The sequence below is a fragment of the Limnothrix sp. CMB-01 genome, from assembly GCF_055193175.1.
Genome location: NZ_CM143720.1, coordinates 2,389,596 through 2,412,838 on the forward strand (window position 1 = coordinate 2,389,596; position 23,243 = coordinate 2,412,838).

A 23,243-nucleotide genomic window follows, 5' to 3' on the forward strand; every position below is an offset into this window, starting at 1 on the left:
ATTGCATTCTCTGCACTGAACCTGTTGAATGCAAGCAGCGAGATTGAGCCAGTCCCCCTCAGGAGTTTTGTGCATGGATTCGACGCTGCCGCCCTTGGTGCAACAGATGCTTCAGCCGGAGTTCTATCCCCATCCGGTGCAGGAGCCGATCGCCCTGATCCAAACCCACGTTTCCTTTGTGTTTATTACGGGAGACTGGGTTTATAAACTCAAAAAGCCGGTGAACTTTGGCTTTTTGGACTATTCCACCCTGGAGCGGCGTAAGGAATTTTGCGCTCAAGAAATTGCGCTCAACCAACGTAGTGCAGCGGAACTCTATGTGGGCGTAGTTCCCATTATTCAAACGGGCGATCGCTACCAATTGGCGGAAGTGGGCGAAGCTGAAGCCAGCAATGGGGCGGTGGAATATGCCGTCAAAATGCATCAATTTCCTCAGGAAAATTTGATGAGCGCTCGGTTCGATCGCGGCGAAATCACCGAAGCGGACATCATTGAGTTGGCCCGGGTGGTGGCGGAATTTCACCGCACCGCTCCCACCAGCGATTACATCAATACCTTTGGGGAAATCCCGCAAATTAAAGTTTCCTTTGATGAGAACTTTCAACAAACCACGGGTTACATTGGCGGGCCCCAAACCCAAGCACAATTTGACCTGACCCAAAGTTGGACGGAAGCTTTTTTTGCGGAAAATGGGGAGCTATTCCAAAGTCGTGTGACCGGCGGGTTCATTCGCAATGGCCATGGCGATTTGCACTTGGGCAATATCTGTTGGCTGAACGATCGCCCGCTGTTGTTCGACTGCATTGAGTTCAACGAACCTTTCCGGTTTGTGGACACAATTTACGACGTGGCTTTTTTGGCCATGGACTTGGAAGCTCGGGGCCGCATTGATTTAGCCAATGCCTTTGTCAATGAATATGCGGAGCGATCGGGCGATTGGGCTGGTTTGGCCCTGCTGCCGCTGTATCTGAGCCGCCAATCCTACGTGCGGGCCAAGGTCACCTCCTTTTTGCTGAATGACCCGGCGATTCCGGAGGCCGATCGAGCCGCCGCCCACGATCGAGCTACCGCCTACTATCGCCAAGCGGCCAGCTATGCCCAACCCCGATCGGGTCAGGTAATTTTGATGTGTGGCCTGTCGGGATCGGGCAAATCAACCGTGGCTCGGCAATTGGCTCGCCAAACCAACGGGATTCAGATTCGATCGGATGCGGTGCGCAAACACTTGGGCGCTGTGCCCCTCGACCAAAAGGGGCCGCAATCCCTTTACAGTGCCGAAATGACCGCCAAAACCTACGATCACCTGCTGCAATTGGGGCTGGATCTGGCCAGTCGGGGCGAAACGGTGATTCTCGATGCCAAATACGATCGCCGAGCCTTGCGCCAAACGGTGATTGCCGCCACCCAAGAACGGGAATTGGATTTGGAAATTGTCCATTGCCAAGCCCCGATCGAGGTGCTGCGCGATCGACTCAATCAGCGAACCGGTGACATTGCCGATGCCACGGCTGATCTGTTGGCGGCTCAAGTGGCGGCCTTCGAGGCCTTCAGCAATGAGGAACGCCTTTGGGTGCGCGAGGTAGACACAGCCCGGGGGGGCGATTTAAAGTTGCAGTAGCTGATTTTCCCGGTGGCGGCTGTTGGCCCTGCGCAAGTTGCCTGCGGTTATTGGTGCTGAGTAATTTGGCGCTGAGTAATCTGGCGCTGAGTAATCTGGTTCCCAATTCGCACTCAGTGCTTGGCAAACTTGGCAAATTTGGGCAACGGCCGCCCCGATCGCGACAATCCCCAGACCCGTGAGCTATCTGTATCAAGGCTTAGTTTGGTTCTTGCTGTTTTGGCTTGCCCTGGTGGGGGTGGGCTACAGCACACTGTCAGCTTTGGTGCTGGCGATTTTTGGTGGCGCTGCTGGATCAATTATTTCCGTGTGGTGGCAGCAGCCGGCCGCCGATCCGGTGGTGACGCGGCGAACGTTCGATCGGGTGGAGCGTGCGCCGCGTCCCTATCCTTACGAAACCCTGGAATCTTCGCGCCTCAAGCGCCAGGGCCGTCGCCGTCGCCAAATTGGCTGGCTAGATCAGTGGTTGCGGGTGCGGCCTCGCTAGGGTCGAATCACGGCTGATCGGTATTACCCTAGCGGCAGGAAATTTTTTTCAGGGTAAGTGCCTTGTTTTCAGGGTAAGTGCATTGTCTTAACCCAAGTGCTCTGACTGAGAGCTGACCGTTGTTACGGAGTTCAACAGTCGGCAGCACCCACCGAAGAGGAAACAAGCACCGTGTGGCAATGGGGTCAATGGCGCGATCAACGCCTGCCCTGGCAAACGCGCCAGGTCGCTGATGTTTTGTTGGTGGCGGCGGTGGCCGGTGGCTTGCTGTTGGCTCGCTCTTGGGGCTGGCTCCAGCAGGCGGAATTGGTGGCCTATGACTGGCTGATTCGGGCCCGATCGACCCCGCCCCTGCGCGATCGGGTGGTGATTGTGGGGGTGGATGAACCGGATATTCAATTTTTGAAGGTTTGGCCCGCCCGCGATCGAGACTTGGCCAAACTGTTGGAAACACTCGTGGCGGCTCGTCCCGTGGCGATCGGGCTGGATATTTACCGAGATTTGCCCCTACCCCCTGGTCAGGAACGCCTAGAGGAAATTTTTCAGAACAGTCCTGTCCCGATCGTCGGTATTCGGCTGATGCCCGACTCGGAAAAAAAAGGAATCCTGCCCGCAGCGTCCCTGGCTCGCTATCAGCAAATTGGGTTTAACAACATCATCATCGATCCCGATCGGCTGGTGCGCCGCCACATCCTCTATTGGTGGCATACGGATCCAAAAACGCGCCAACGCCAAATGCATCAGAGCTTTGCCTTTGTGTTGGCCCAACTGTATTTGCAACAGCGCCAAGTGACCCTGACCAAAACCGAAGATCCCAAACAACTGCAACTGGGGCGGCTGCGGTTGTCCCCGATCGACCCCAACAGTGGCGGCTACCAGGGCATTGATGCCGGTGGTTACCAAATCCTGGCCGATTGGCGGGGCCCCTCCAGAACCGTGCCGGTGGTTTGGTGGCGGGACGTGGTGCAGGGGAAGGTGTCGCCCGCGCAACTCAGTGGGCGAATTGTGGTCATTGGGGCCATGACCGAAAGCCTGAAGGACTATGCCTACACGCCCTACAGCAACCAAGGACGGGATTCGGCCCAACCCATCTTTGGGGTGGAATTGCAGGCCCAGGCGATCGAGCAACTGTTGGAATCCGCGATCGAGGGGCGGCCGCCCATTCGCACTTGGCCCGACTGGGTGGAACAGGTTTGGATTTTGCTGTGGACCGCGGCCGGGGCGATCGCCGTGAAGCGATCTCGCTCCATGGGCCAGGCGGCTTTTCACCTGGCCTTGGCCCTGTTGGGCATTGGCAGTTTCACCAGCCTGAGCCTGGGGTGGGGGTGGTGGATTCCAATCGTGCCGGTGGCCATGGGCACGCTGGCCAGCGCCGGGGGGCTGTGGCTGCTGGCCTTTCAGCGGCAACAGGAACAGACCCGATCGACCCTCTTTTTTCAGCAAGTTTTGGCCGCCATTCCCGAGCCACTGTTTGTGAAAGACCAAAATCGGCGCTGGATTGCCGTGAATCCTGCCTTTTGCAACTTCACGGGGCTAACCACCACCGATCTGTTGGGTAAAAGAGCAGAGGATGTGTTTTCTGCTGAGTTGGCCGCTGCCCTCACGGCGGAAGATCAACGGGCGATCGACCAGTTGGGGCCCGCCGAAACCCAATTTGCCTGGCCCGATCCCTTTGGTCGAGAACGAATGGTGAGCACCAAGCGCACCCTCCACCGCGATCGAGCCGGGAATCAATTCCTGGTGGGGGTGATGCGCGATATTACCGAGCAGTGCCGAGCCGAAGCGGAATTACGCCGCACCGCCGCCGAACTGCGGGACTATACCCAGCAACTGGAGCTAGCCCACGATGTGTTGCAATACCAAGCTCGCCACGATGGCCTCACGGGATTGGTGAACCGTAAATATTTCTATGAGCGCTTGGATGTGGCGCTGCAACAAGCCCGCCAGGATCGGTTCATGAGCGCGGTTTTATATCTGGACTTAGATGGGTTTAAGGCCGTGAACGATACCTTGGGCCATCGGGCCGGCGATCTGTTGTTGATTGAATGTGCCCAACGCCTGACCCAAAACCTGCGAGGCAGCGACACGATCGCCCGATTTGGCGGTGATGAATTTGTGGCGTTGTTGCCGGCCATTCCTCAAGGGGACGTGGCGGCCAGGGTGGCCGAAAAACTCCTGGCCGCCGTCAGCAAGCCCTATCGCGTTGAGGGCTGTGATTGCCAAATTACGGTCAGCATTGGTGTGGCCCTGTTTCCCGATGATGCGGAAACGGCCGATCAACTCATTGAATATGCCGATTCCGCCATGTTTGCGGCCAAGGGGATGGGAAAAAATGCGTTTTGTCTCTATGGCGAGCTGCCAGCCGAGCCTGATCGGGTTTTGAGAGGGTAGTAGCGCGACATCCTTAAAATATTGGGTCAAAGTTGCGGAGCCAGTCGTGGTAACAAGGGGCTTAAGCCCCTTGCTGCTTAACGATCAAGTGACGGTAACAGCCATGTCATTTAACCCAGTGAATTAAGGCAGCCATGCTAGTAGGCACAGCCTGAACCGATCGGCCAGGCTGCACCAGCTTTCAGGAGAGGCCTAGCTCGAGAACTTCGGGCCCAAGCCGATCGCTCCGGCATAAACCGCCCGATCGCCCAGTTGATCCTCAATTCGCAGCAGGCGGTTATATTTCGCTACCCGTTCGCTCCGACAGAGAGAACCGGTTTTGATTTGACCGGCGCGCGTGGCCACGGCCAAATCGGCGATCGTCGTGTCTTCCGTTTCGCCGGAACGGTGGCTAATCACCGAGCGCAGGCCGCTGCGGGTGGCCAGGTCGATCGCCTCCAGGGTTTCCGTCAGCGTCCCGATTTGGTTCAGCTTAATCAAAATGGCATTGGCCGCCTTCAGCTCAATCCCCTTTTGCAAGCGCGTTGGATTGGTCACAAACAGATCGTCGCCCACCAGTTGGGTGCGGCTGCCCAGGCTGGCATTCATCGCCGCCCAGTTGTCCCAATCGTCTTCGCTCAGGCCGTCCTCGATCGACACGATCGGGTACTGGCTCGCCAACTTGTCCAAATAGGCGATCGTTTCCGCCGGGCTGTGGGTTGCCCCATCAAAGGCATAATTCCCACCCTTGTACAACTCCGTCGAAGCCACATCCAGGGCCAGCGCCACTTGCTCGCCCGGTTTGTAGCCGGCCTTCTCGATCGCCGCAATCAGCAAATCGAGCGCCTCTTGGTTGGAACCCAAGTTCGGCGCAAAGCCGCCCTCATCGCCCACGCCCGTCAGCAGGTTTTTATCCTTCAGCACCTTGCTCAGGGCTGCAAACACTTCCGCCCCCCAGCGCAGGGCCTCCGCAAAGCTGCTGGCTCCGTGGGGCACAATCATGAATTCTTGGATGTCCACATTGTTGTCCGCGTGGGCCCCGCCGTTAATCACGTTCATGAGGGGCACGGGCAACACGTTCGACAAGGGGCCGCCCAGGTAGCGATAGAGGGGCAACCCGGCGGTGGCGGCGGCGGCCTTCGCCGTGGCCAGCGACACGGCCAAAATGGCATTCGCACCGATTTTGGACTTGTTGGGCGTGCCATCCAGCTCAATCATGGCCAGGTCAATGCTGGCTTGATCAAGCGCATCCATGCCGTAGAGTTCCGGCGAAATTTGCTCTTCAATATTTTCAACGGCTTTCAGCACGCCCTTGCCACCATAGCGGCCGGGGTCGTCATCCCGCAGTTCGTGTGCTTCAAAAGTGCCGGTGGATGCGCCGCTGGGAACCTGAGCCAGGCCGGTTACCCCCGATTCGAGGGTGACTTCGGCTTCGACGGTGGGACGACCCCGCGAATCCAAAATTTCTCGCGCGTGAATTTCGACGATCCCCGTGTCGGTCATTTCCATGCGTTTTCTCCAAATCCAAAAGCGAACTCGATGCGGGCCGTTGGGATGGGCATTGTGCCCCGCGATCGGGTGGCCAAGTGCGATCGCCCCATCCAGCGGTCAATTGCCAGAATCAGAATAAGTCTTCATGGGTCGTTTGCGCGGGTTTTGCGCGTGAGATCCCGTGAACCTGCTGTGATGCTTCTAGGCGGCTCTGGTGCTTTGATGGCAGCGAGCTTTGGGGTTTGGACTTGGACAGATCAAGGCTGGAGCACTTGAATCCCAAACTTAAACCTCAAAAGTCGGAACTCTCAAAACCTCAGCTCCGAGGTCTGAACACTGAAGCTGGCCATTGTTGACCTTGGGTGATCTGTTCTGCTGCATCAACCATTACGGCTTGGGCAGCCAATTGGGGTCTGAAATGGGCCTCGGTGGCACTTCCGTCAGTTAATTGAGTTAATTGAGCGGTATCGGACTGATTCTGGCTCTGTCGTAACCGTAAGATCGCCCGATCGCCCCAAAACTTTAGGGATCGATCGGGAGCTGATGCCCCGATCATCCTGATCGCCCCGATCGATCCAATTCCTCCAGCCGTGACCTGCGTTAGTGCATGAACTGAGATTAGGGCTTGGATTAGGGCTTGCTGAAATTAATTGGCTGGAATTAATTGGCTGGAATTAGTTGGCTGGAATTAGTTGGCTGGAATTAGTTGGCTGAGACTGGCTTCGCCAAAATCCCCTACACTGAGACTGCTACTTTGCTCGATCGCTCGAATGCTGGTTAAAGCCAAGCCCCAGCCCCTAGCCCCCCGTTGGCAAAAACCCCGATATTCCAGTTGGGAACGGCAGAAGGACGTGACGATCGCAATCGGGCGATTTGTCTCGGCCCTGTGGTGGGATCGTGTTCGCAAACAAAACAGCAGTGAGCAACGCAGTCGCCGGGCCCAGTGGCTAGCCCAAACCCTGGTGAACTTGGGGCCCGCGTTTATCAAAGTGGGACAGGCCCTGTCCACCCGCCCCGATCTGTTGCCGGGGGAATATATCACCGCCCTCAGCCGATTGCAGGACGCTGTGCCGCCCTTCAGCACGGATCTGGCGATCGCCACGATCGAAGCGGAGCTGGGCCAATCTGTTCAAGAACTCTTTCTGGAATTTGAACCGGAGCCGATCGCGGCGGCCAGTTTGGGGCAAGTTCACCGGGCCGTGCTGCCTGGGGGCGATCGGGTCGTGGTCAAAGTTCAGCGCCCGGGTCTAGAGCCGCTGTTTGATCTGGATTTCAAAGTTCTGCGGCGTTTAATTCACTGGAGCGAGCTGCTCTTTCCCTGGACTCAGCAATACGATTTGGAGTCCATTTATCAAGAATTTTTTCGGATTCTCTATCAAGAAATTGACTACGTTCACGAGGCCCACAACGCCGATCATTTTCGCCAAAACTTTCAGGAATTTCAAAACGTCCGAGTTCCCAAAATCCATTGGCCCTACACCACTTCCCGCGTGTTGGTGATGGAATATCTGCCGGGAATTAAGGTGGATGACTGCGAAGCGCTGGTGTCCTGCGGCATTGACACCAAAAAGCTGAATCAGTTGGGCGTTTGTTGCTACTTAAAACAGCTTTTGCAAGATGGTTTCTTTCAGGCAGATCCCCACCCGGGAAACCTGGCAGTGACCCAAGATGGATCGCTGATTTTCTATGACTTTGGCATGTTTGTGGAAGTGAAATCCCTGGCCAAAGAACAGATGCTGCAAACCCTGTTTGCGGTTCTGAAAAAAGATAGTGAATCGGTGTTGGAATCCCTAATTTCCATGGGATTAATTGAGCCGGTTTCGGATATGCGACCGGTGCGGAAACTGCTGCAATTTACCCTGGAACGGTTTGCGGAGCGGCCGGTGGATGTGAATGCATTCACGGAAATGCGCCGGGAAATTGCCACTTTATTTGAGCAGCAACCGTTCCGACTGCCGGCCCAAATGACTTACATTTTGAAGTCGATTACAACGCTGGATGGCATTGCGCGGCGACTGGATCCGGAATATAACCTGATTGCGCTGGCCAAACCCTTTGTGAAGCAGTTTGCGGGCATTGATCCCAATCGATCGCTCGCGGAAGGGCCAGGAGCCAACAAAACCCAAAAATGGCTGGGCTTGGCTAAGTTGGCCCTGGATACGGTGCAAGCGCAACTGAGCAAGCCGAATCCAACGGTGTTGGCAATTCAGCGGCTGGAGCAACGAATTGAACGGGGTGAGCTGGAGCTGCGGGTGCGATCGACGGAAACCGATCGGGCCCTGAAACGCCTGAACCTGTCGATCGAATGTTTGATGTACACCTGCTTGGCGGGCTGTTTGTTAATTAGCGGGGCGGTTTTGGTGACGGGGCCCCTGGCCCACTGGGCGGCCTTTGTGTTTGCGGGGTCGGGAGTGGCGGTGGTGTTGCTGGTGCGGGCGTTGGTGCGGCTGTCGGTGCGCAAGCGGCTTGATCGGTTCATGGAGTAGCTATGGCCGATCGGGAACGGATTCTGGGCCTTGATCCGGGGCTAGCCATTTTAGGATTCGGGGCAATTAGCGTTCCTGTCGTTGGGGATCCGGTTTTTGGGGGTGATGGTTCGTTGGGTTGGCGATCGAGCGATCCGGTGGCGATCGACCCGGTGGCGATCGAATTGATCGACTTTGGCATCATTGCCACCCCTGCCGGCCAGCCCATTGGCGATCGGTTGGTGACCCTTCACGACGATTTGCACGCGGTCATTGACCAAATTGAGCCGGATCGGGTGGCGATCGAAAAACTCTTTTTTTATCGGATGGGCAACACGATCGCCGTAGCCCAAGCCCGTGGGGTGGTGTTGCTGGTTTTGGCTCAACGGCAACTTCCTTGGGTAGAATTCACACCGGCCCAAATTAAGCAAGCCCTCACCGGCTACGGCAACGCCAAGAAGCCCGAAGTGCAAGCCGCCGTGGCCCGGGAACTGAATTTGGCCACCTTGCCCAAGCCGGACGATGCGGCCGATGCGTTGGCCGTGGCGATCGCCGCTTGGGGGGCGGAAGCTGCCAATCGCGGCTAGGGGCCAAGCGGCTCACAGGTAGCGTTAATTGGCTAGAAACCAGTTGGTAGCAGGTTGTTGGAGTTGCAAAGTTGCGGGGCGAGAGCGATGTTGCGAATCAGTCAGGGGCTGGAAACACCACAACTGATCACCTCGGGAAACGCCGCTCGCAAAAGCTGCCAAATCGATCGCACGCTCCTGGAGCCGGAACACCCCCAACATCAACATTGGATGGGTCACGCCTTGCAATTGGCCGCCGCCGCCGGGGCCGCCGGGGATGTGCCCGTGGGGGCGATCGTGGTGGATAGACAAGGCCAGGCGATCGCGCAGGCCGAAAACCGCAAGCAACGGGATGGCGATCCCACGGGTCATGCGGAAATTTTGGCGCTTCAACGGGCCGGGCGATCGCGCCAAAATTGGCATCTAAACGATTGCGTTCTTTACGTCACCCTGGAGCCTTGCCCCATGTGTGCGGGGGCAATCATTAACGCTAGACTTGGGTTGCTTGTTTTTGGGGCGATCGATCCCAAAGCGGGAGCCATTTGTTCTGTGCTTAATTTGCCCGCCAGTGCCGCTTCCAATCACCGATTGCCGGTTATTGGCGGTGTCTTGGGCCAAGACTGTCAGCAACAATTACAAGCCTGGTTTCAACAGAAGCGTCCTGATCGATTCTGTACCCAGCCTTCGGAAAGTACCTGAATAGTATCTTGGAGTACTTGCCAAACGCCAGTTGTTGTGAAATTAAAAACCGCAGCCTCTTATTTTTACTACTAGATTCGTTGATTTATAAACTTTTGATATGTCGATTTTGATTTTTCAAATATCCCTATTGGCACTATTGTCTCATTCATTTTAAAAATCTCCAAATTCATCATTTGATGAATAATTCAATTAATTAATTATCAATTTAGTAATTAATTTCTCGAATCAATCTTTTAAATGAATGTTTAGGATTTATGTTTAAATCCAGAACTAGAAATTACATCTAAACCGATTATCGCATTACATGACAAATGCCATCAAGCAGGTAGTTGGTATGCAATGATCACCCTCCTAATTATTGGATCTGAAACTCATTCAAGTCAAAATCAAAGAAATCTAATTTTCACTCATCCAGGCTATATCTTCCTTCACTAATTAACTCTGAGAAACCTGAAGGGCTGATCAGGGAAGAACAAAATTGAAAGAGATAGAAAGCTGCTGTTGGATGATCGTAACTACTTGTGAAGAGATTAAGTGCTTTTAAGAAAACCTTATTCTGAAAATAATAAAATTATTGTTCACTGCTGAAATGGCGAAAGTTTGATGATGGCTGCCGCAAATCCCCCAACCTGTGATCAACGATGCAGAGATGATCGACGCATAGTTGATCGATCGCCAGCCATCTCCCCAACCTCTGAGGCATCGGAACTTCAACCGTTTGCAGGCCCCCACCCGATCGTCAACAGTGCCAGACAAAACCTGAGCGCCGACCCCGACAAGCCAAAAACTATAGGCTAAAAACTAAAAGATGCCTGGAATCCTTCCTGGAATCCTTCAAGGTATAATTTGACTTCGCTGAGACTTGTGTTGGGGGCAGAATGGCAACTATTTCTAAGAAAATTTGTCTGGTTGGCGATTTTAGTGTTGGCAAAACCAGTCTAATTCGTAGGTTTGTTGATCGTCAATTTAGTGATCAATATTTGTCAACCGTTGGCGTTAAGATCTCCAAAAAACTAATTGATGCCACTAGCCTTAAGCTGCCAGAAGGCGACAAGTTTCAATTAATGGTCTGGGATATTGAAGGACGCACAGATTACAAGCCGATCGATGTGTCCTATCTCCGTGGTGCGAGTGGAATCATTATTGTTTCTGACAGTAGCCGCATGGAAACGGTAGAAAACCTCGACCGCCACCTACAAATGTTTCAGCAAGTTAATCCTAAGGGATCCGTCGTGATTGCCTTTAATAAGGCAGATCTCATTGAACCAACAATGCTGACTAAGGTTATGGGGTTGCATAGCTTTGCCCATGAGTCTCAGGTGGTGGCGACCTATGCCACTTCCGCCAAAACGGGCGATAATGTTGACAAGATGTTCCTAGAGCTATCGCAATCGATGCTCAATGGGTAACCGAAGGAGAGCTATAGTCTTCATGGATGCAATAGTTGGCATCCACAGTGGGTAATTTAAAGTCAACTTTGCTGTTGCTGCGGCCTCTTGAGCAGAATGAAATTATCCTTGCCTCAGCATATCCAATTGATTGTTGTGAACGAAGCCTTCCAGGTGGTTTCGGTTCAGGGCAATGTGGCTCCTTTGATCGACTCAGGATTGCTGGAGATGTTGGTGGAGTCTGCGGAGGCGGGAGCGATCGCCCCGATCGAGGCCCCAACGGATGGGGCTGTGGATCACTCCACCGGCCAGTTCGCACCCACTGCCCCGGGTCTCAGTCCTGATCAACTGGCTGCGCAATTGCTGGGGCTGGAGATTTATGAACTGTTCCCAGAACTCTTTGGGATTGATGAAATTTTGGTGGAGGTGGCAGCGGGCGATCGCCCAGAATTCAACATCAAGGGCATTGGCCGTGTCACCGCCCATGGCTCCCCAATCTATTTTGATATTCATATTACGGCGCACCCCAGCCCCACTGCTGAACACTATTTAATTTTTTTCCTAGAAGATGTAACCGATCGCATGAGCTTGGAGCAAGTGTTGGTTCAAGCGACTAATGAAAAACATCTGTTGATTCGGAATTTAGAGGAAACCAAGCAACAGATTGATCAAATTATTTCAGCTATGAGTGAAATGCTGCTTTTGGTTTCAGAAGCAGGGTTAATTCGGATGGTGAATCCGGCCACTCGTCATCTGTTGGGTTACGAAGCTGAGGAGTTAATTGGTCAGCCCATGTCGGCAATTTTGGCGCGCCGAGATGCCCCATCAGCTCCAGAGCCAGGACACCTGTTGGCGGCGGAGGAAGGGGAAGCGGTTTGCCAAACTAAGACCGGCGCAATTTTGGTGATTGCCTTTTCCCGATCGCGCCTCACCAACACCCTAACGGGACAGTTGGGGCGTGCAGAAACGGTTCAAGATTTTCTGTATGTGGGGCGCGATGTTACGGAAGAAAAACGCCGCCAACGATATCAATCGGTTCAACATTTAATTACGCGAATTATTTCTGAGTCGAATATTGCCACCCAAGCTCTGTCGGCAGTGGTTCGAGCTTTGTGCCAAGAATTTGATTGGCAATTGGGAGAATTTTGGTTAATTGATCGCACAGATGTTGGTAGTGGAAATCCATCTGCCCATTGCATTGATCACTGGCTGTCTCCCATGCTGGAAATTAGCCACGATTGGAAGCCAGTGCGTTGCCTGCGCTTGAATGAAGATCACAGTTTCCTCTCGCAGGTTTGGCAAGAAACGAAGGCTAAATGGCAACAAGATCTCCCGGATCAAGCGGTTCCGGCGGGAACTTTGGAAATTCAGAATCTAAACTTCAAAACGGGGTTTGGATTTCCGATTAAAACCGGCGATCAAGTGTTGGGAATTTTGCTGTTTTTCAAGCAAGCCTCTCAACTCGTGAGTCCTGATTTGTTGAATTTGGGCGAAAGTTTGGGCAGCCAGTTGGGGCAATATGTGGAACGTCGCAAGGCCGAAGAAGCCCTGTTGCTAGAGCAAGAAAAATCTGAGCGCTTGCTGTTAAATATTCTGCCGGAAACGATCGCCCATTGTCTGAAGCGCAATGCCAGAACGATCGCAGAACAGTTTGCCGCCGTCACCGTCTTGTTTGCGGATATTGTCGGTTTTACGGAAATCGCTTCAAATTTGAGTGCGATCGAGCTGGTGGAATTATTGAATGAAATTTTCTCGGAATTTGATCAGCTCACAGAAATCCATGGCCTAGAGAAAATTAAAACGATTGGCGATTCCTATATGGTGGTGGCGGGTTTGCCCACCCCGCGCGCCGACCACGCCCAGGCGATCGCGAATATGGCCCTGGATATGCAGTTAGTCATGGGTCGGTTTAACGACAGGCAAAAACGTGATTTTCAAATTCGCATCGGGATTCACAGTGGTTCCGTTGTGGCAGGCGTGATTGGCCTGAAGAAATTTATTTATGACCTTTGGGGGGATACGGTCAACACCGCCTCGCGGATGGAATCGCATGGCATTCCAGGGAGAATTCAAACCTCAGCCGCCACCTATGCCCTGCTCAAAAATTCTTACCAATTTGAGCATCGTGGCTTAGTTCACATCAAAGGGAAAGGCGATATGGATACCTATTTTCTGTTGGGTCATATGCCCTAAATCATGATTCGTGATAGTGATTGGTTATGTTGATCAAGTCGATCGGCAACTTGATCAACATAACCCTAAAAACGATGGGTGTTGATAATGCAAGCCGGTATTGTTGGCTAGCCGCTTCCACCGAATTCCTTTACAATGCAGGGCGGCCCTCAATTGTGATTGAATCTCCCAAAATCAGAATATTCAATCACTGCTACCGATTATTGCGATTAACAATCGCTTGATTTTCAGTCCCCGATCTCTGCTGTTGTTATGACCCTGCCCTCAGAAGACTCGCCCCTTTATAACCATCCTTTGCCACAAATTGAGACGTGGCTGCTATCCCAAGGTTGCACCCAAGATCGCGAAGCATTGCATTGTTGGCATATCCAAAAGGATGCTTGGCAGGCAACGTTATATCTAGAAGAAGATCGCCTGACGGTTTACTACTTGGATGCGGATGGATCTGGAGAGTCTACCCAGCGATCGTTTAAATATTCCTTGAGTCGGCGGGATATTGAAGATGCAATTTTCTCGGGGCCTTGAAGCAGAGTCCTGCGCTGGAATCTTGATCCGGAGTTTTGCGCGAAAGCCTTGCACGAAATCCTTGAAAATTGCTAGTGAACTTGAGGTTCAACCCGTCATTATTGGGGTGCAAACTTTATTCGCAAATCTTATTCGCGAGCTTTATTCGCGAACTTTGAGCGTGAACTTTATTTGGTGCGCACTTTGCCGTAGCGTCGATCGCGCTTTTGATAGCTCATGAGGGCTTGATGGAAAGCGGCGCGATCGAACTCTGGCCACAGGGTTTCGGTGACGTAAAGCTCTGCGTAGGCAATTTGCCACAACAAAAAATTGCTGACTCGCATTTCGCCGCTGGTGCGAATGATCAAGTCGGGATCGGTGAGTTCGCGCGTGTACAGGTGTTGCTCAAAGAGCTGTTCATCAATGGACTCGATCGCCAGGTCACCGCTTTTGACCTGAGCGGCGATCGCCCGACAGGCCTGCAAAATTTCTTGTCGGCCGCCGTAGTTGGTGGCTACGGTGAAATTCAGAGCATTGTTGTGGCGCGTAAGGTCTGAAGCATGGGCAATTTCTGCTTGCAAAGAATCGGGGAGCGCATGGATATTGCCCACAAATCGAATGCGCACCAACTCTTCAATTAATTCTTGAAGTTCTCGCCGCAGAACTTTCTCAAAAAGCATCATCAAAAAGTCTACTTCTTCGGCGGGGCGACCCCAATTTTCTGTCGAAAAAGCGTAGACCGTGAGGGCTTGAATGCCCCAATCTTTGCAGCAGCGAATTAAGTCTTTAAGGGTATCAACTCCCCGGCGATGGCCCATGATGCGTGGGAGGCCGCGCTGCTTTGCCCAGCGGCCGTTGCCATCCATAATCACAGCAACATGGCGAGGCAACAGCGCTCGATCGAGATCGGCGGGCAATTCACGCGATAGGAGTTGTTTTGCGGTCATATGAATCGACGCAAGATAAAGTCTTCACCACCTTTGCGAATGGAGAACGCAATGGGAGGTGAATTTGAGAGCAGTTGTGCAGGAAGTCTCGTTCAGATTAGCGCGTGTCAACAAAAATTGCTGGCTTGCTTCCCATGAGCATACCCGAACGATCGCAACTCGACGCTCTCCCCGGGCGGCCCCACGGGGTAGGGGCGTTGGCCGGCGAATCTAGGGGTTGGTTGGGCTGCTTGAATTGAGGGCCGAAATGATTGGGCGAGGGGCAGAACTTCCACCGGGCACGGGTATCTATCGCCGCTTGCGCCACAGGCCCGTGAAGAATAGCAACTGTCGCCGCAACTGTCGCAGGGACGTGACTCGCTGTTCCCGATCGCTGGGCGAGGCGAGCTTGGTTTTCAGAATTTCCCGCAGGCGACTGCTGGCGATCGGGCGTTCCAGTTGGCCGCGCTCCGCCACGGAAATCGACCCGGTTTCTTCGGAAACGACAATGCAAAGACAGTTGGCCATCCGTTCCGTCACGCCCATGGCGGCCCGGTGGCGAGTTCCAAGCTGGCGAGAGGCTTGGCGATCGGACAGGGGCAAAATAGCTCCCGCTGAAGTGACCCGATCGCCCTGAATAAAAACCGCTCCGTCGTGCAACAGGGTGGAGGTTTGGAAAATGGTTTGCAGCAACTCTTTCGAGACTTCCGCATCCAAACGCACCCCAGGCACGGAAAAATCGCGCTCATCGATCGTGCCGCTGGTTTCCAAGACCAACAGGGCCCCTGTGCGGTTTTGGGACAGTTCCCGCACCGCGTCTACCAGTTCATCGATCGTGTTGTCGGTGCCTGGGGCCGTGTCGGGCGATCGGGACAACAACTCCCCCACTTGGCCCCGGCCCAACTTTTCCAACAAGCGCCGAAACTCCGACTGCAACATAACGGCCATGGCCACGGCCGCCCCAACCGTCAAGTTGCCCAGGAAAAAACTCAAGAGCGACAGCCCCCAACGCTGGGCCACCGCCGCCGCCAACATCAGTACGACGAACCCGCGCACCATCCACAGGGTTCGCCGTTCGCCGACGACGGCCAACAGGGCATACGTCAGGAGCAAAACTAGGCCGATATCGATCGCTTGCAGCAGCAACAGCGGGTCTCGGACAACTCAAGAATCGGTCTACGAAATGGCGCAGGCCCCCAATGCGCAGGCCCCCAGTGGACAACCGTTGATGAACCCTGGGGGCAAAACGGGGGGCGGAAGGTCTAGCTCAGCCCTTGCAGCCGATCGGGCAGGCGATCGAACCGCAGCAAGTCTTCATCCGTTTCCCGTTCCAGAATCAGATCGGCCTGACCATTGCGTACCAAAACCGCCGCCGGTCGAGGCACGCGGTTATAGTTCGAGGCCATGCTGGCGTTATAGGCCCCCGTGGCCAACACCACCAACACATCCCCCGTTTCCAGGGCCGGCAGTTGGGCATCCCGAATCAGCACATCGCCCGATTCACAGTGCTTACCGGCTACGGTAACCGTTTCTGTGCAAGGGGCGCTCATTCGGTTCGCCACCACCGATCGATACAAGGATTGGTACGTGATCGGTCGGGGATTATCGGACATGCCGCCATCCACGGAAACGTAGGTGCGGATGCTGGGAACCGTTTTTTGGCTGCCAACCCGATAGGCCGTGAGGCAAGAAGACCCCACCAGCGATCGACCCGGTTCGCACAGCAACTTGGGCAGGGGCAATCCCGTCCGATCGCAGGCTGCCGTGATCCCTTGGGCGATCGTTTGCACCCACTGCTCAATGCTCGGCGGGTCATCGGATTCCGTGTAGCGAATGCCCAAACCACCGCCCACATTCAACTCCGCCACCGGCAGCCCCAACTGCTGGGCCTTAACGAACCACTGCACCAGGGTATCGGTCAAATCGCTGTGGGGTTGCAGCTCAAAAATTTGAGAGCCGATGTGGGCATGTAGCCCAATGCAGTGTAAGTGGGGTTGCTGGGCTAAAAACTCCAGCACTTCATCTACTTGGGTTGGATCAAAGCCAAACTTGCTGTCAATGTGGCCCGTGCGGATGTATTCGTGGGTGTGGCATTCAATGCCGGGCGTGATCCGCACCATCACCCGAATTGGCTCCGAGGCGGAGAAGCTGGCCAAGGTGTGCAGGTCAAGCCAGTTGTCGGTGATGATGTTGCAGCCCGATCGCACGGCCAATTCCAGTTCAGCCCGGGATTTGTTGTTGCCGTGCAAATAAATCTTGGCGGCCGGCGTGCCCGCTCGTAGGGCCGTGAGGATTTCGCCCGCCGACACCACATCCACGCCCAAGCCTTCCGACTGGGCGATCGCGCAAATCGCCAAACAGCTCCAGGCCTTGGAGGCGTAGAGTACCTGGGATTCTCCCGCATAAAACTGCTTGAATGAGTCTCGGTATTGGCGACAGGCCGCCCGCAGTCCTTCCTCATCCAGGATGTATAGAGGCGAGCCAAACTGTTCCAGCAGCTCCACCACATCGCAACCGCCCACTTCCAAATGGTCGTGATCGTTCACGCGAGCCGTGAGGGGCATCAACAGTTGGTTGGGTGATGGCTCAGGGCCACCTTCGGATTGGGGGTGAAGATATTGCAGGCTGGAGGTTTGGGAATCCGTCTGATCAGCGTGATTGGTTTGGGGGCGAGCAGCGGGCGTAGCAACCATCGGTTTGTAGCAGTGCGGGTTGGGTGGTTATGGGGAATTGGCAAACGTTGGCAACCATTGGCAACCACAGAACCGGCGATCTCCATTAGATGCGCTTCCGATGATCCTCTGATGCTCCGATGGGCGATCGATCCAGTGTGATCGATCTAGGGCGATCGGGACACAACCCGATCGATCACCAACCTACCGACACCGAATCTACCGAGCTGACGAATATGAACATCAATCCAGAGCCGATGATCATGGTTGCCAACGTTGCAAAACTCGCGATCGAGACCAGAGGCAAACCAGCGGCCAACCACAGCATCTGAAGGAGCGATCGCCGTGGATCTAACCATTTCGGCCCCCTGGCCTATCCGGTTAGTTTACTATTGCGCGGCCTGGCCTGCGTGGCTCCCCAGGGTCTCAATTGATCGAGTATTGTTGAAATCAACGAGCCGATCGAACCCCCAACACAAGATCCCCACCTCTGATCATGATTTCTTTGGAAACCTATCCTGGCCTCTATCTGTTTCAGTTGCTGTTTGTGCTGTCCTTCACGGGCGTGATGATTTGGCAGGCGATCGAGTCCATCAAAACGATTGATCAATAATCAGAGCCGATCACCAGAGTCGATCACTAAAATCAATCAGTCGATCGTTAATCATCATTGATCAACATCATTGATCAATGGGATCAATGGTTTAGGGAATTGATCAAGCAATCCTAAACAGACCAAAGACAAGGGGTTTAAACCCCTTGCCCCGATGATTTGCCTGGAGATGGTGGTGGATCCGGTTCGATCGACTTTGATCAATATCGATTTCGAAATCGATTTCGATCGAACCCGCAGACTGCCATCGCCAACGGCGGCCCAAGTTCTGACTTGGGTTCCGGCGTTTTTGAAATTGCTGAATCGGGATGACAGGATTTGAACCTGCGGCATCCTGCTCCCAAAGCAGGCGCGCTACCAAGCTGCGCTACATCCCGGTGTTGACGGCCAACGTTGATGGCCAGCGCTGGTGGCTTGCACGGGAGAGAGTTCGCCCGCAGCCACAGACAAGGCCATCATATCACAGACGCTGTGAATCCTGAGGCGGAACAGGCGCAGGGACTCCAACCACCGCCCGCTCAGCCCTAATCTGGATACCAAAACATGCCTTTAATCCCTTCCGGATCGGGCATGAACCCCAAACCCTTGTAGAAATCCACCACGTGGGGATCGGCAAAGAGCGTAATGTTGCTGATGTCTTCGCGGCGTAACTGCTCGATCGTTTGGCGCATCAACGCCTTGCCAAAACCTCGGCCTTGAAAATCTGGATGCACCACCACATCCCACACGGTGGCGTTGAAAGCATGATCCGACGTGGCCCGCGAAAAGCCAATCAGCCGCCGCTTTGCGCCCCGCTGCTCCCACATGGACAGCACCAAGAAGCTGTGTTGAATCGCTTTTTTCACCTTGCGCAGGGGCCGACGGGCCCAGCCCACCGCATCGCAAAGCTCTTCAAGGTCGTACAGATCAATATCGCGATCGGTACTAAAGAAAACCCGAATCTCACCCGTTTGCGGATCTCGCTCCAGGGGTTGATAGCCGGGAACCGCCTCGACCGTTGCGGCCGGGCGATCGCCCTGTGTTCCAAATAAGCTCTTCCAAAACCCCATGTGAGCCTACACGATCTGTCTTAACACTTGCCAGCGACAGCCAGTACCCGAGACCAATTCGCCACAACGACGATGCAGCCATGGGGCTAATCACTCAACCGGCAAGGGGCGCGATCGCTCTGCACCGTGCGGTGATTACCACGCCATGGTTGGTTGAGGTTGGTTTAGAAAACGCTGTGATTGCGCTCTATTGTGCCATGGGTTGCGCGAAACTTGGATCATTCCCGGCAACTGGCAACCCAAGACTGAAAAGAAGCCGCCGCAACCCCGAATTCCGACCCAAATTCAGGAGCCGTTGATGAACCTCAGCGATCGATTCAGCGGTTTCGCCACTGCCCGGCCAGCCCAGCCATGTGCCGGTTTGGCGCTTCTGTGGTTCAAGGGGCGGGGTTGCCCACCGAGCCGCCAATTTCTATGCCAATATAGGTTTTAATGGGAACCATAAGCCAAGTCCCTTGGCCTGCCATCGATTGAGATCATCAGGCCATCTAAAAAAGTCCCGCTAAAGAAAGTCCCGTTAAAGTCGCGTTGCGGAACCGGCGATCGCGCCGTCACCCTTGCTTGTTCTGAGGCTGGCTGGCAAAACTGGCTGGCTCTGAAGGGTGCTCCCCGTCGCGATCGCCCACTGTGGTTATGACGCGAAAGGCGGCCGGTTGGGTTGTGTCAGCCTGTAGAGCGGATGAAGCCAACTTCACCGCCACCCAACAGGATGTTTCCCGATTGCGGCATTTGTTAGCAAATTGCGGCAATTGTTAGTGAAATAGTGACGGAATGTCAAGATGGATTCAAAGCGCTATCAGCGGTAAAACACGGTGGCAGGTGCGGTTTCATCCGGTATGAGTTCGGGTCTCAAGCCCTCAACGCTCGACTTGCTCAAGCGCTTCAACCGGGCCTTTCCGCAATTTTATGAGCAGTTTGTCAGCAGTGAAATTCAACTGCAAAATCTGCGCTTGGCCTATCAACTCTACAAAACTCGCCAAGCGGTCATTGAACTGAAGCCGGAAGGGGGCAAAAGCGCACTGCATTTTGCCTATCGCAACCAATCCTTTCTGCTCAGTGACATTTTTGGGGTGCTGGCGGCCTATGGCCTGACGATCCACAGCTTGAGCCTTTACGGGCAAATTCACCCGCCGATGCTGGTGTTCATCAAGTTGGTGGTGTCTCGGGGCAGCAAGGCTCTGACGGAGAAGACTTCGGAAAATGTTTGCCGCGCCATTCGTGAAGCTCTGGCTGGCCACTTTGAGGTGGAAGAGATGCTGGCGGTGGAGTTCAACCTGGATGCGGGGTTGGAGCAGGTGGAAACGGAGTTCTATGTGGATCCGGTGTTCCATTTGCCCGCTCTGTTGATTGAGGCGGATAACCAGCCGGGGTTGTTCTACAAGGTGATGTATGCCATCTGGCAAGAGGATTTGCTGGTGGTGAATGCCAATTTGCTGGTGTGGCGGGGACGAACAAGGCTGATTTTGTATCTACTGGGCCCCAATGAGAGCTTGATTCCAGAATATCTGGGTCAACGAATTGCGGAAGGGGTTCGTCAACGTCTGATGGGGTGCTAAGTTGGAAGCCCAAGGGGAATCACCCATCCGGGTATTTCCCCCCCAATCTCTGACGATCGCCCTTGGCCGTCTCAGAGTACCAATGGCACAATGGGGCGATTATTAGAAATTTCCTTCCTGAAGGGGAAATGGGGGCGTTCAGGCGGCGCTGGCGGTTGACTGTCCCGGTTTTTTGGGCCGGTGGGTCTGCGCAGGTTGCTTTGAAGGTCAGTTGCTCGATCGGGTGGCGTTTTTGGCGCGATCGCGATCGGTGATTGTTCCGCATTTGCCCATGAAAGCGCTCCCGTGAAAGTTCTATTGAAGCTGGTCTGATATTGAGGGTTAGCTGTTTTGGGTTCAGGATCTCACCGCGTGCTGGAAGAGTCGCAACTGAGCGATCGCGATCTCATTGAGCGCATTAGCGCCGGAGCGATGGATCGCATCCTGTTGTTTTTGGCCTTTAGTGCCATGCGAACCGGTGGCCACCGCCACGGGGCATTTTTGGATGCGGCGGCTACGGCGGCAAAATGCGCCATTTACCTGACTTATTTGGAACAGGGGCAAAACCTACGCCATACGGGCTATTTGCACCACATTGAGCCAAAGCGGGTGAAGGCGATTGTGGAGGAGGTGCGCGAGGCCTTGACGGAAGGCAAGCTGCTGCGGATGTTGGGATCCCAGGAGCCGCGCTACCTGATTCAGTTGCCGGCGGTTTGGATGGAGCGGTTTCCCTGGAAGCCGGGTCAGCCCCGCATTCCGGGGACGAGTCTAACCGGTGAAGAAAAGCATTATTTGGAACGGAAGCTGCCGGATCAGTTGCCCGATGCTCAGGTTTTGAACTCGTTCCAGTTCATGGAGCTAATTGAGTTTTTGCATCGCCGATCGCAGGAGCCATTCCCGATCGAACAGCAAATGCCCCTGAGCGAAGCCCTGACGGAACATATCAAGCGGCGATTGTTGCACTCGGGAACGGTGTCGCGGCTGGACTCGCCTTGGGGAATGCCGTTCTATGCCTTGGTGCGAGCTTCCTACTGGACTCCGAAGGATTCCGAGGCCCGCAGCTACACGGCGGTGGAGGATACGGCGACCTATTTCCGATTGCTGCGGGAATGGGCGGCGAATCCGGAGAAACAACAGGCCATGCGGGCGATCGAGGAGTTGGATATTGCGCCCGATCGCCTGGGAGAAGCGATGGCGGATTTGGATCGGGTGCTGCGGGAATGGGCCGATCGACACCATACGGAAGGTGGCCAGCCGATCGTGGTGCAACTGGCAGCGGGCGATCGGATTGACCACCTAGATCCCTAGATCTCTAAGACACAGATGAGCCTTTCAGGGGCTTAATTCGGCCATTGGCATCGGGCTTGACCGGCTCAAATAGTTGGTGGGCGGTGGCGAAGGAACCGTAGCGATCGGGGTTGGCCGCAATTGCCGCTTGCAAACAACTGGCGGCGCGATCGAGGGCCGTTTGGCGTTCCCAGTCACTGCAATCCGATCGCTGGGTTTGCAGCAGGTAGCAACAGGCCTGGCAAAATTGCAACTCCGGTAACGATAGGCCGCGTTCGGCTGCCTTCAAGTAGCTCATCAGGGCCGCTTCCGGTTGCCGCAGCCGGAGTTGTGCCAGGCCGCGGTTATACCAAGGGGTGGGCTTGGTGGGATCGCGCTTGATCGTTTCGTCGTAGCTTTTAATCGCCGCTTGTAATTGCCCGATCGAGAAGAGGGCATTGCCCCGATCGTACCAAGCATTAGGTTGTTCAGGGTTCAGGGTCAAGGAGAGGTCATAGCTGGCGATCGCCTCCCGAATGCGCCCCAACTGCCGCATCAGGCGGCCGCGATAGTACCAGGTATCCGCATCGGCCGCGTCAAAGGTAATGGCTTTTTGGTAGCTTTCGAGGGCCCCTGCCAAATCACCTGCCCAACGCAGGGAAATCGCGCGATTATGCCAAATATTGTGGTCGCCATCCCGCAAACCGAGGGCCTTGTCATAGCTGGCAATGGCTTCATCGTGGCGCTTGAGATTGTCTAGGACGATCCCGCGCTGATACCAAGTGGCGGCGCTGGCGGGTTCCAGTTCCAGGGATCGCTCATAGCAGGTGAGCGCCTCGCTGTCTCGATTGAGCTTGCGTAAAACCACGCCGCGATTGTGCCAGGCGCGGGGACAGGTGGGATTCAGTTCGATCGACCGACTATAGTTATGGGCGGCCGCTTCCCAATGGCCCAGCCGGAAGTGGGTTACGCCCAAATTATTCCAAAGACGATGATCGAGTGGTGCAAAGTTCAGCGCCTTTTGATAACTGGCTAAGGCTCCCTCCAATTGCCCAGCACCATCAAGGGCCGTGCCCCGGTTATACCAATAGTGGGGATTTTGCGGCTCCAGCACCAACGCCCGATCGTAATAGGTGATGGCATCCTGAAGGCAGCCGGTGCGAGCCAGGGCATTGCCGCAGTCATTCCACAGGGCACTGCAATTGGGAGCGAGGCTAATCGCCTGGCCAAACAGCTCGATCGCCTCTGTCCATTGCCCCGATCGACAAAGCCCTAGGGCCAAGGTGTAGGATTCCAGGGCAGCAGGCTGGAGAGCAGTGGTGGCATCGGGGGAATTCACAGGATTGTTTCCATCCCAAAAGCGCGTTGAGGGCAGCTTGGAGCAGGGGGGAGCGTGGC

General features: G+C 54.7%; 18 protein-coding genes, 1 tRNA gene and 2 pseudogenes. 12 read left to right on the top strand and 9 right to left on the bottom strand.

Translation table 11 applies throughout. The features are described 5' to 3' along the window. Positions 1-73 precede the first annotated feature (73 nt). The 3 genes from ACZA91_RS10055 to ACZA91_RS10065 all read left to right on the top strand — a co-directional run bounded on the left by ACZA91_RS10055 (position 74) and on the right by ACZA91_RS10065 (position 4,496). Positions 74-1,618: a bifunctional aminoglycoside phosphotransferase/ATP-binding protein gene (locus tag ACZA91_RS10055; protein WP_190533180.1), complete on the top strand. Its 1,545-nt coding sequence runs from the start codon at positions 74-76 to the stop codon at positions 1,616-1,618. Between the two features lie 178 nt (positions 1,619-1,796). After that, a complete protein-coding gene (locus ACZA91_RS10060) occupies positions 1,797-2,105 on the top strand; it encodes a hypothetical protein (RefSeq protein WP_099531896.1) in 309 nt (102 codons plus the stop codon). 171 nt (positions 2,106-2,276) lie between these two features. Further along, on the top strand, positions 2,277-4,496 hold the full coding sequence (locus ACZA91_RS10065) for a CHASE2 domain-containing protein (protein ID WP_190533183.1): 2,220 nt from the start codon (positions 2,277-2,279) through the stop codon (positions 4,494-4,496). 192 nt (positions 4,497-4,688) lie between these two features. Here the strand turns inward: ACZA91_RS10065 and eno are convergent, their stop codons facing one another. Next, positions 4,689-5,978 carry a phosphopyruvate hydratase gene (gene eno, locus ACZA91_RS10070; protein WP_099531894.1) on the bottom strand — a complete coding sequence of 430 codons (1,290 nt, stop codon included), beginning with the start codon at positions 5,976-5,978 and terminating at the stop codon, positions 4,689-4,691. A 758-nt stretch (positions 5,979-6,736) separates the two neighbouring features. Between eno and ACZA91_RS10075 the strand changes: the two genes are divergently transcribed. The 7 genes and pseudogenes from ACZA91_RS10075 (at position 6,737) to ACZA91_RS10105 (ending at position 13,805) form a co-directional block, all read left to right on the top strand. Continuing rightward, entirely contained in the window at positions 6,737-8,452 is a 1,716-nt protein-coding gene (locus ACZA91_RS10075; protein WP_099531892.1) for an ABC1 kinase family protein, read from the top strand. A 2-nt stretch (positions 8,453-8,454) separates the two neighbouring features. Beyond that, on the top strand, positions 8,455-9,018 hold the full coding sequence (gene ruvC / locus ACZA91_RS10080) for a crossover junction endodeoxyribonuclease RuvC (RefSeq protein ID WP_463182215.1): 564 nt from the start codon (positions 8,455-8,457) through the stop codon (positions 9,016-9,018). Between the two features lie 87 nt (positions 9,019-9,105). Further along, a complete protein-coding gene (gene tadA, locus ACZA91_RS10085; RefSeq protein WP_463182217.1) occupies positions 9,106-9,696 on the top strand; it encodes a tRNA adenosine(34) deaminase TadA in 591 nt (196 codons plus the stop codon). Positions 9,697-10,577: 881 nt separating this feature from the next. Beyond that, positions 10,578-11,108 carry a Rab family GTPase gene (locus tag ACZA91_RS10090; RefSeq protein WP_099531890.1) on the top strand — a complete coding sequence of 177 codons (531 nt, stop codon included), beginning with the start codon at positions 10,578-10,580 and terminating at the stop codon, positions 11,106-11,108. Between the two features lie 561 nt (positions 11,109-11,669). Beyond that, a pseudogene (locus tag ACZA91_RS10095) lies at positions 11,670-12,098 on the top strand (PAS domain S-box protein); the annotation flags it as partial. Positions 12,099-12,614: 516 nt separating this feature from the next. Further along, positions 12,615-13,280 (top strand): annotated as a pseudogene (locus ACZA91_RS10100) (adenylate/guanylate cyclase domain-containing protein); the annotation flags it as partial. A gap of 252 nt (positions 13,281-13,532) precedes the next feature. Then, on the top strand, positions 13,533-13,805 hold the full coding sequence (locus tag ACZA91_RS10105; RefSeq protein ID WP_190356165.1) for a DUF3143 domain-containing protein: 273 nt from the start codon (positions 13,533-13,535) through the stop codon (positions 13,803-13,805). A gap of 167 nt (positions 13,806-13,972) precedes the next feature. On the opposite strand, the gene ACZA91_RS10110 is transcribed toward ACZA91_RS10105, so the two are convergent. The 6 genes from ACZA91_RS10110 to ACZA91_RS10135 all read right to left on the bottom strand — a co-directional run bounded on the left by ACZA91_RS10110 (position 13,973) and on the right by ACZA91_RS10135 (position 19,044). Then, positions 13,973-14,731 carry an isoprenyl transferase gene (locus ACZA91_RS10110; RefSeq protein WP_463182219.1) on the bottom strand — a complete coding sequence of 253 codons (759 nt, stop codon included), beginning with the start codon at positions 14,729-14,731 and terminating at the stop codon, positions 13,973-13,975. A 288-nt stretch (positions 14,732-15,019) separates the two neighbouring features. Beyond that, entirely contained in the window at positions 15,020-15,859 is an 840-nt protein-coding gene (cdaA, locus tag ACZA91_RS10115; RefSeq protein WP_190356167.1) for a diadenylate cyclase CdaA, read from the bottom strand. Positions 15,860-15,972: 113 nt separating this feature from the next. Next, a complete protein-coding gene (lysA, locus tag ACZA91_RS10120) occupies positions 15,973-17,403 on the bottom strand; it encodes a diaminopimelate decarboxylase (protein ID WP_463182221.1) in 1,431 nt (476 codons plus the stop codon). Between the two features lie 146 nt (positions 17,404-17,549). Further along, on the bottom strand, positions 17,550-17,741 hold the full coding sequence (locus ACZA91_RS10125; RefSeq protein WP_143472901.1) for a hypothetical protein: 192 nt from the start codon (positions 17,739-17,741) through the stop codon (positions 17,550-17,552). 557 nt (positions 17,742-18,298) lie between these two features. Beyond that, positions 18,299-18,372, bottom strand: a tRNA-Pro gene (locus tag ACZA91_RS10130). Positions 18,373-18,519: 147 nt separating this feature from the next. Next, entirely contained in the window at positions 18,520-19,044 is a 525-nt protein-coding gene (locus ACZA91_RS10135) for a GNAT family N-acetyltransferase (RefSeq protein ID WP_099531882.1), read from the bottom strand. 836 nt (positions 19,045-19,880) lie between these two features. On the opposite strand from ACZA91_RS10135, the gene ACZA91_RS10140 reads away from it, so the two are divergent. After that, entirely contained in the window at positions 19,881-20,600 is a 720-nt protein-coding gene (locus ACZA91_RS10140; RefSeq protein ID WP_099531879.1) for a hypothetical protein, read from the top strand. A gap of 19 nt (positions 20,601-20,619) precedes the next feature. On the opposite strand, the gene ACZA91_RS10145 is transcribed toward ACZA91_RS10140, so the two are convergent. Continuing rightward, positions 20,620-20,865: a hypothetical protein gene (locus ACZA91_RS10145; protein WP_463182224.1), complete on the bottom strand. Its 246-nt coding sequence runs from the start codon at positions 20,863-20,865 to the stop codon at positions 20,620-20,622. A 65-nt stretch (positions 20,866-20,930) separates the two neighbouring features. Here ACZA91_RS10145 and hetR point away from each other — a divergent pair, with 65 nt between their 5' ends. Beyond that, positions 20,931-21,887 (top strand): heterocyst differentiation master regulator HetR, encoded by a 957-nt coding sequence (gene hetR, locus ACZA91_RS10150; RefSeq protein ID WP_255407481.1) that lies wholly within the window; start codon positions 20,931-20,933, stop codon positions 21,885-21,887. A 4-nt stretch (positions 21,888-21,891) separates the two neighbouring features. On the opposite strand, the gene ACZA91_RS10155 is transcribed toward hetR, so the two are convergent. Next, positions 21,892-23,184 (bottom strand): tetratricopeptide repeat protein, encoded by a 1,293-nt coding sequence (locus ACZA91_RS10155; protein WP_143472900.1) that lies wholly within the window; start codon positions 23,182-23,184, stop codon positions 21,892-21,894. Between the last annotated feature and the right edge of the window lie 59 nt (positions 23,185-23,243).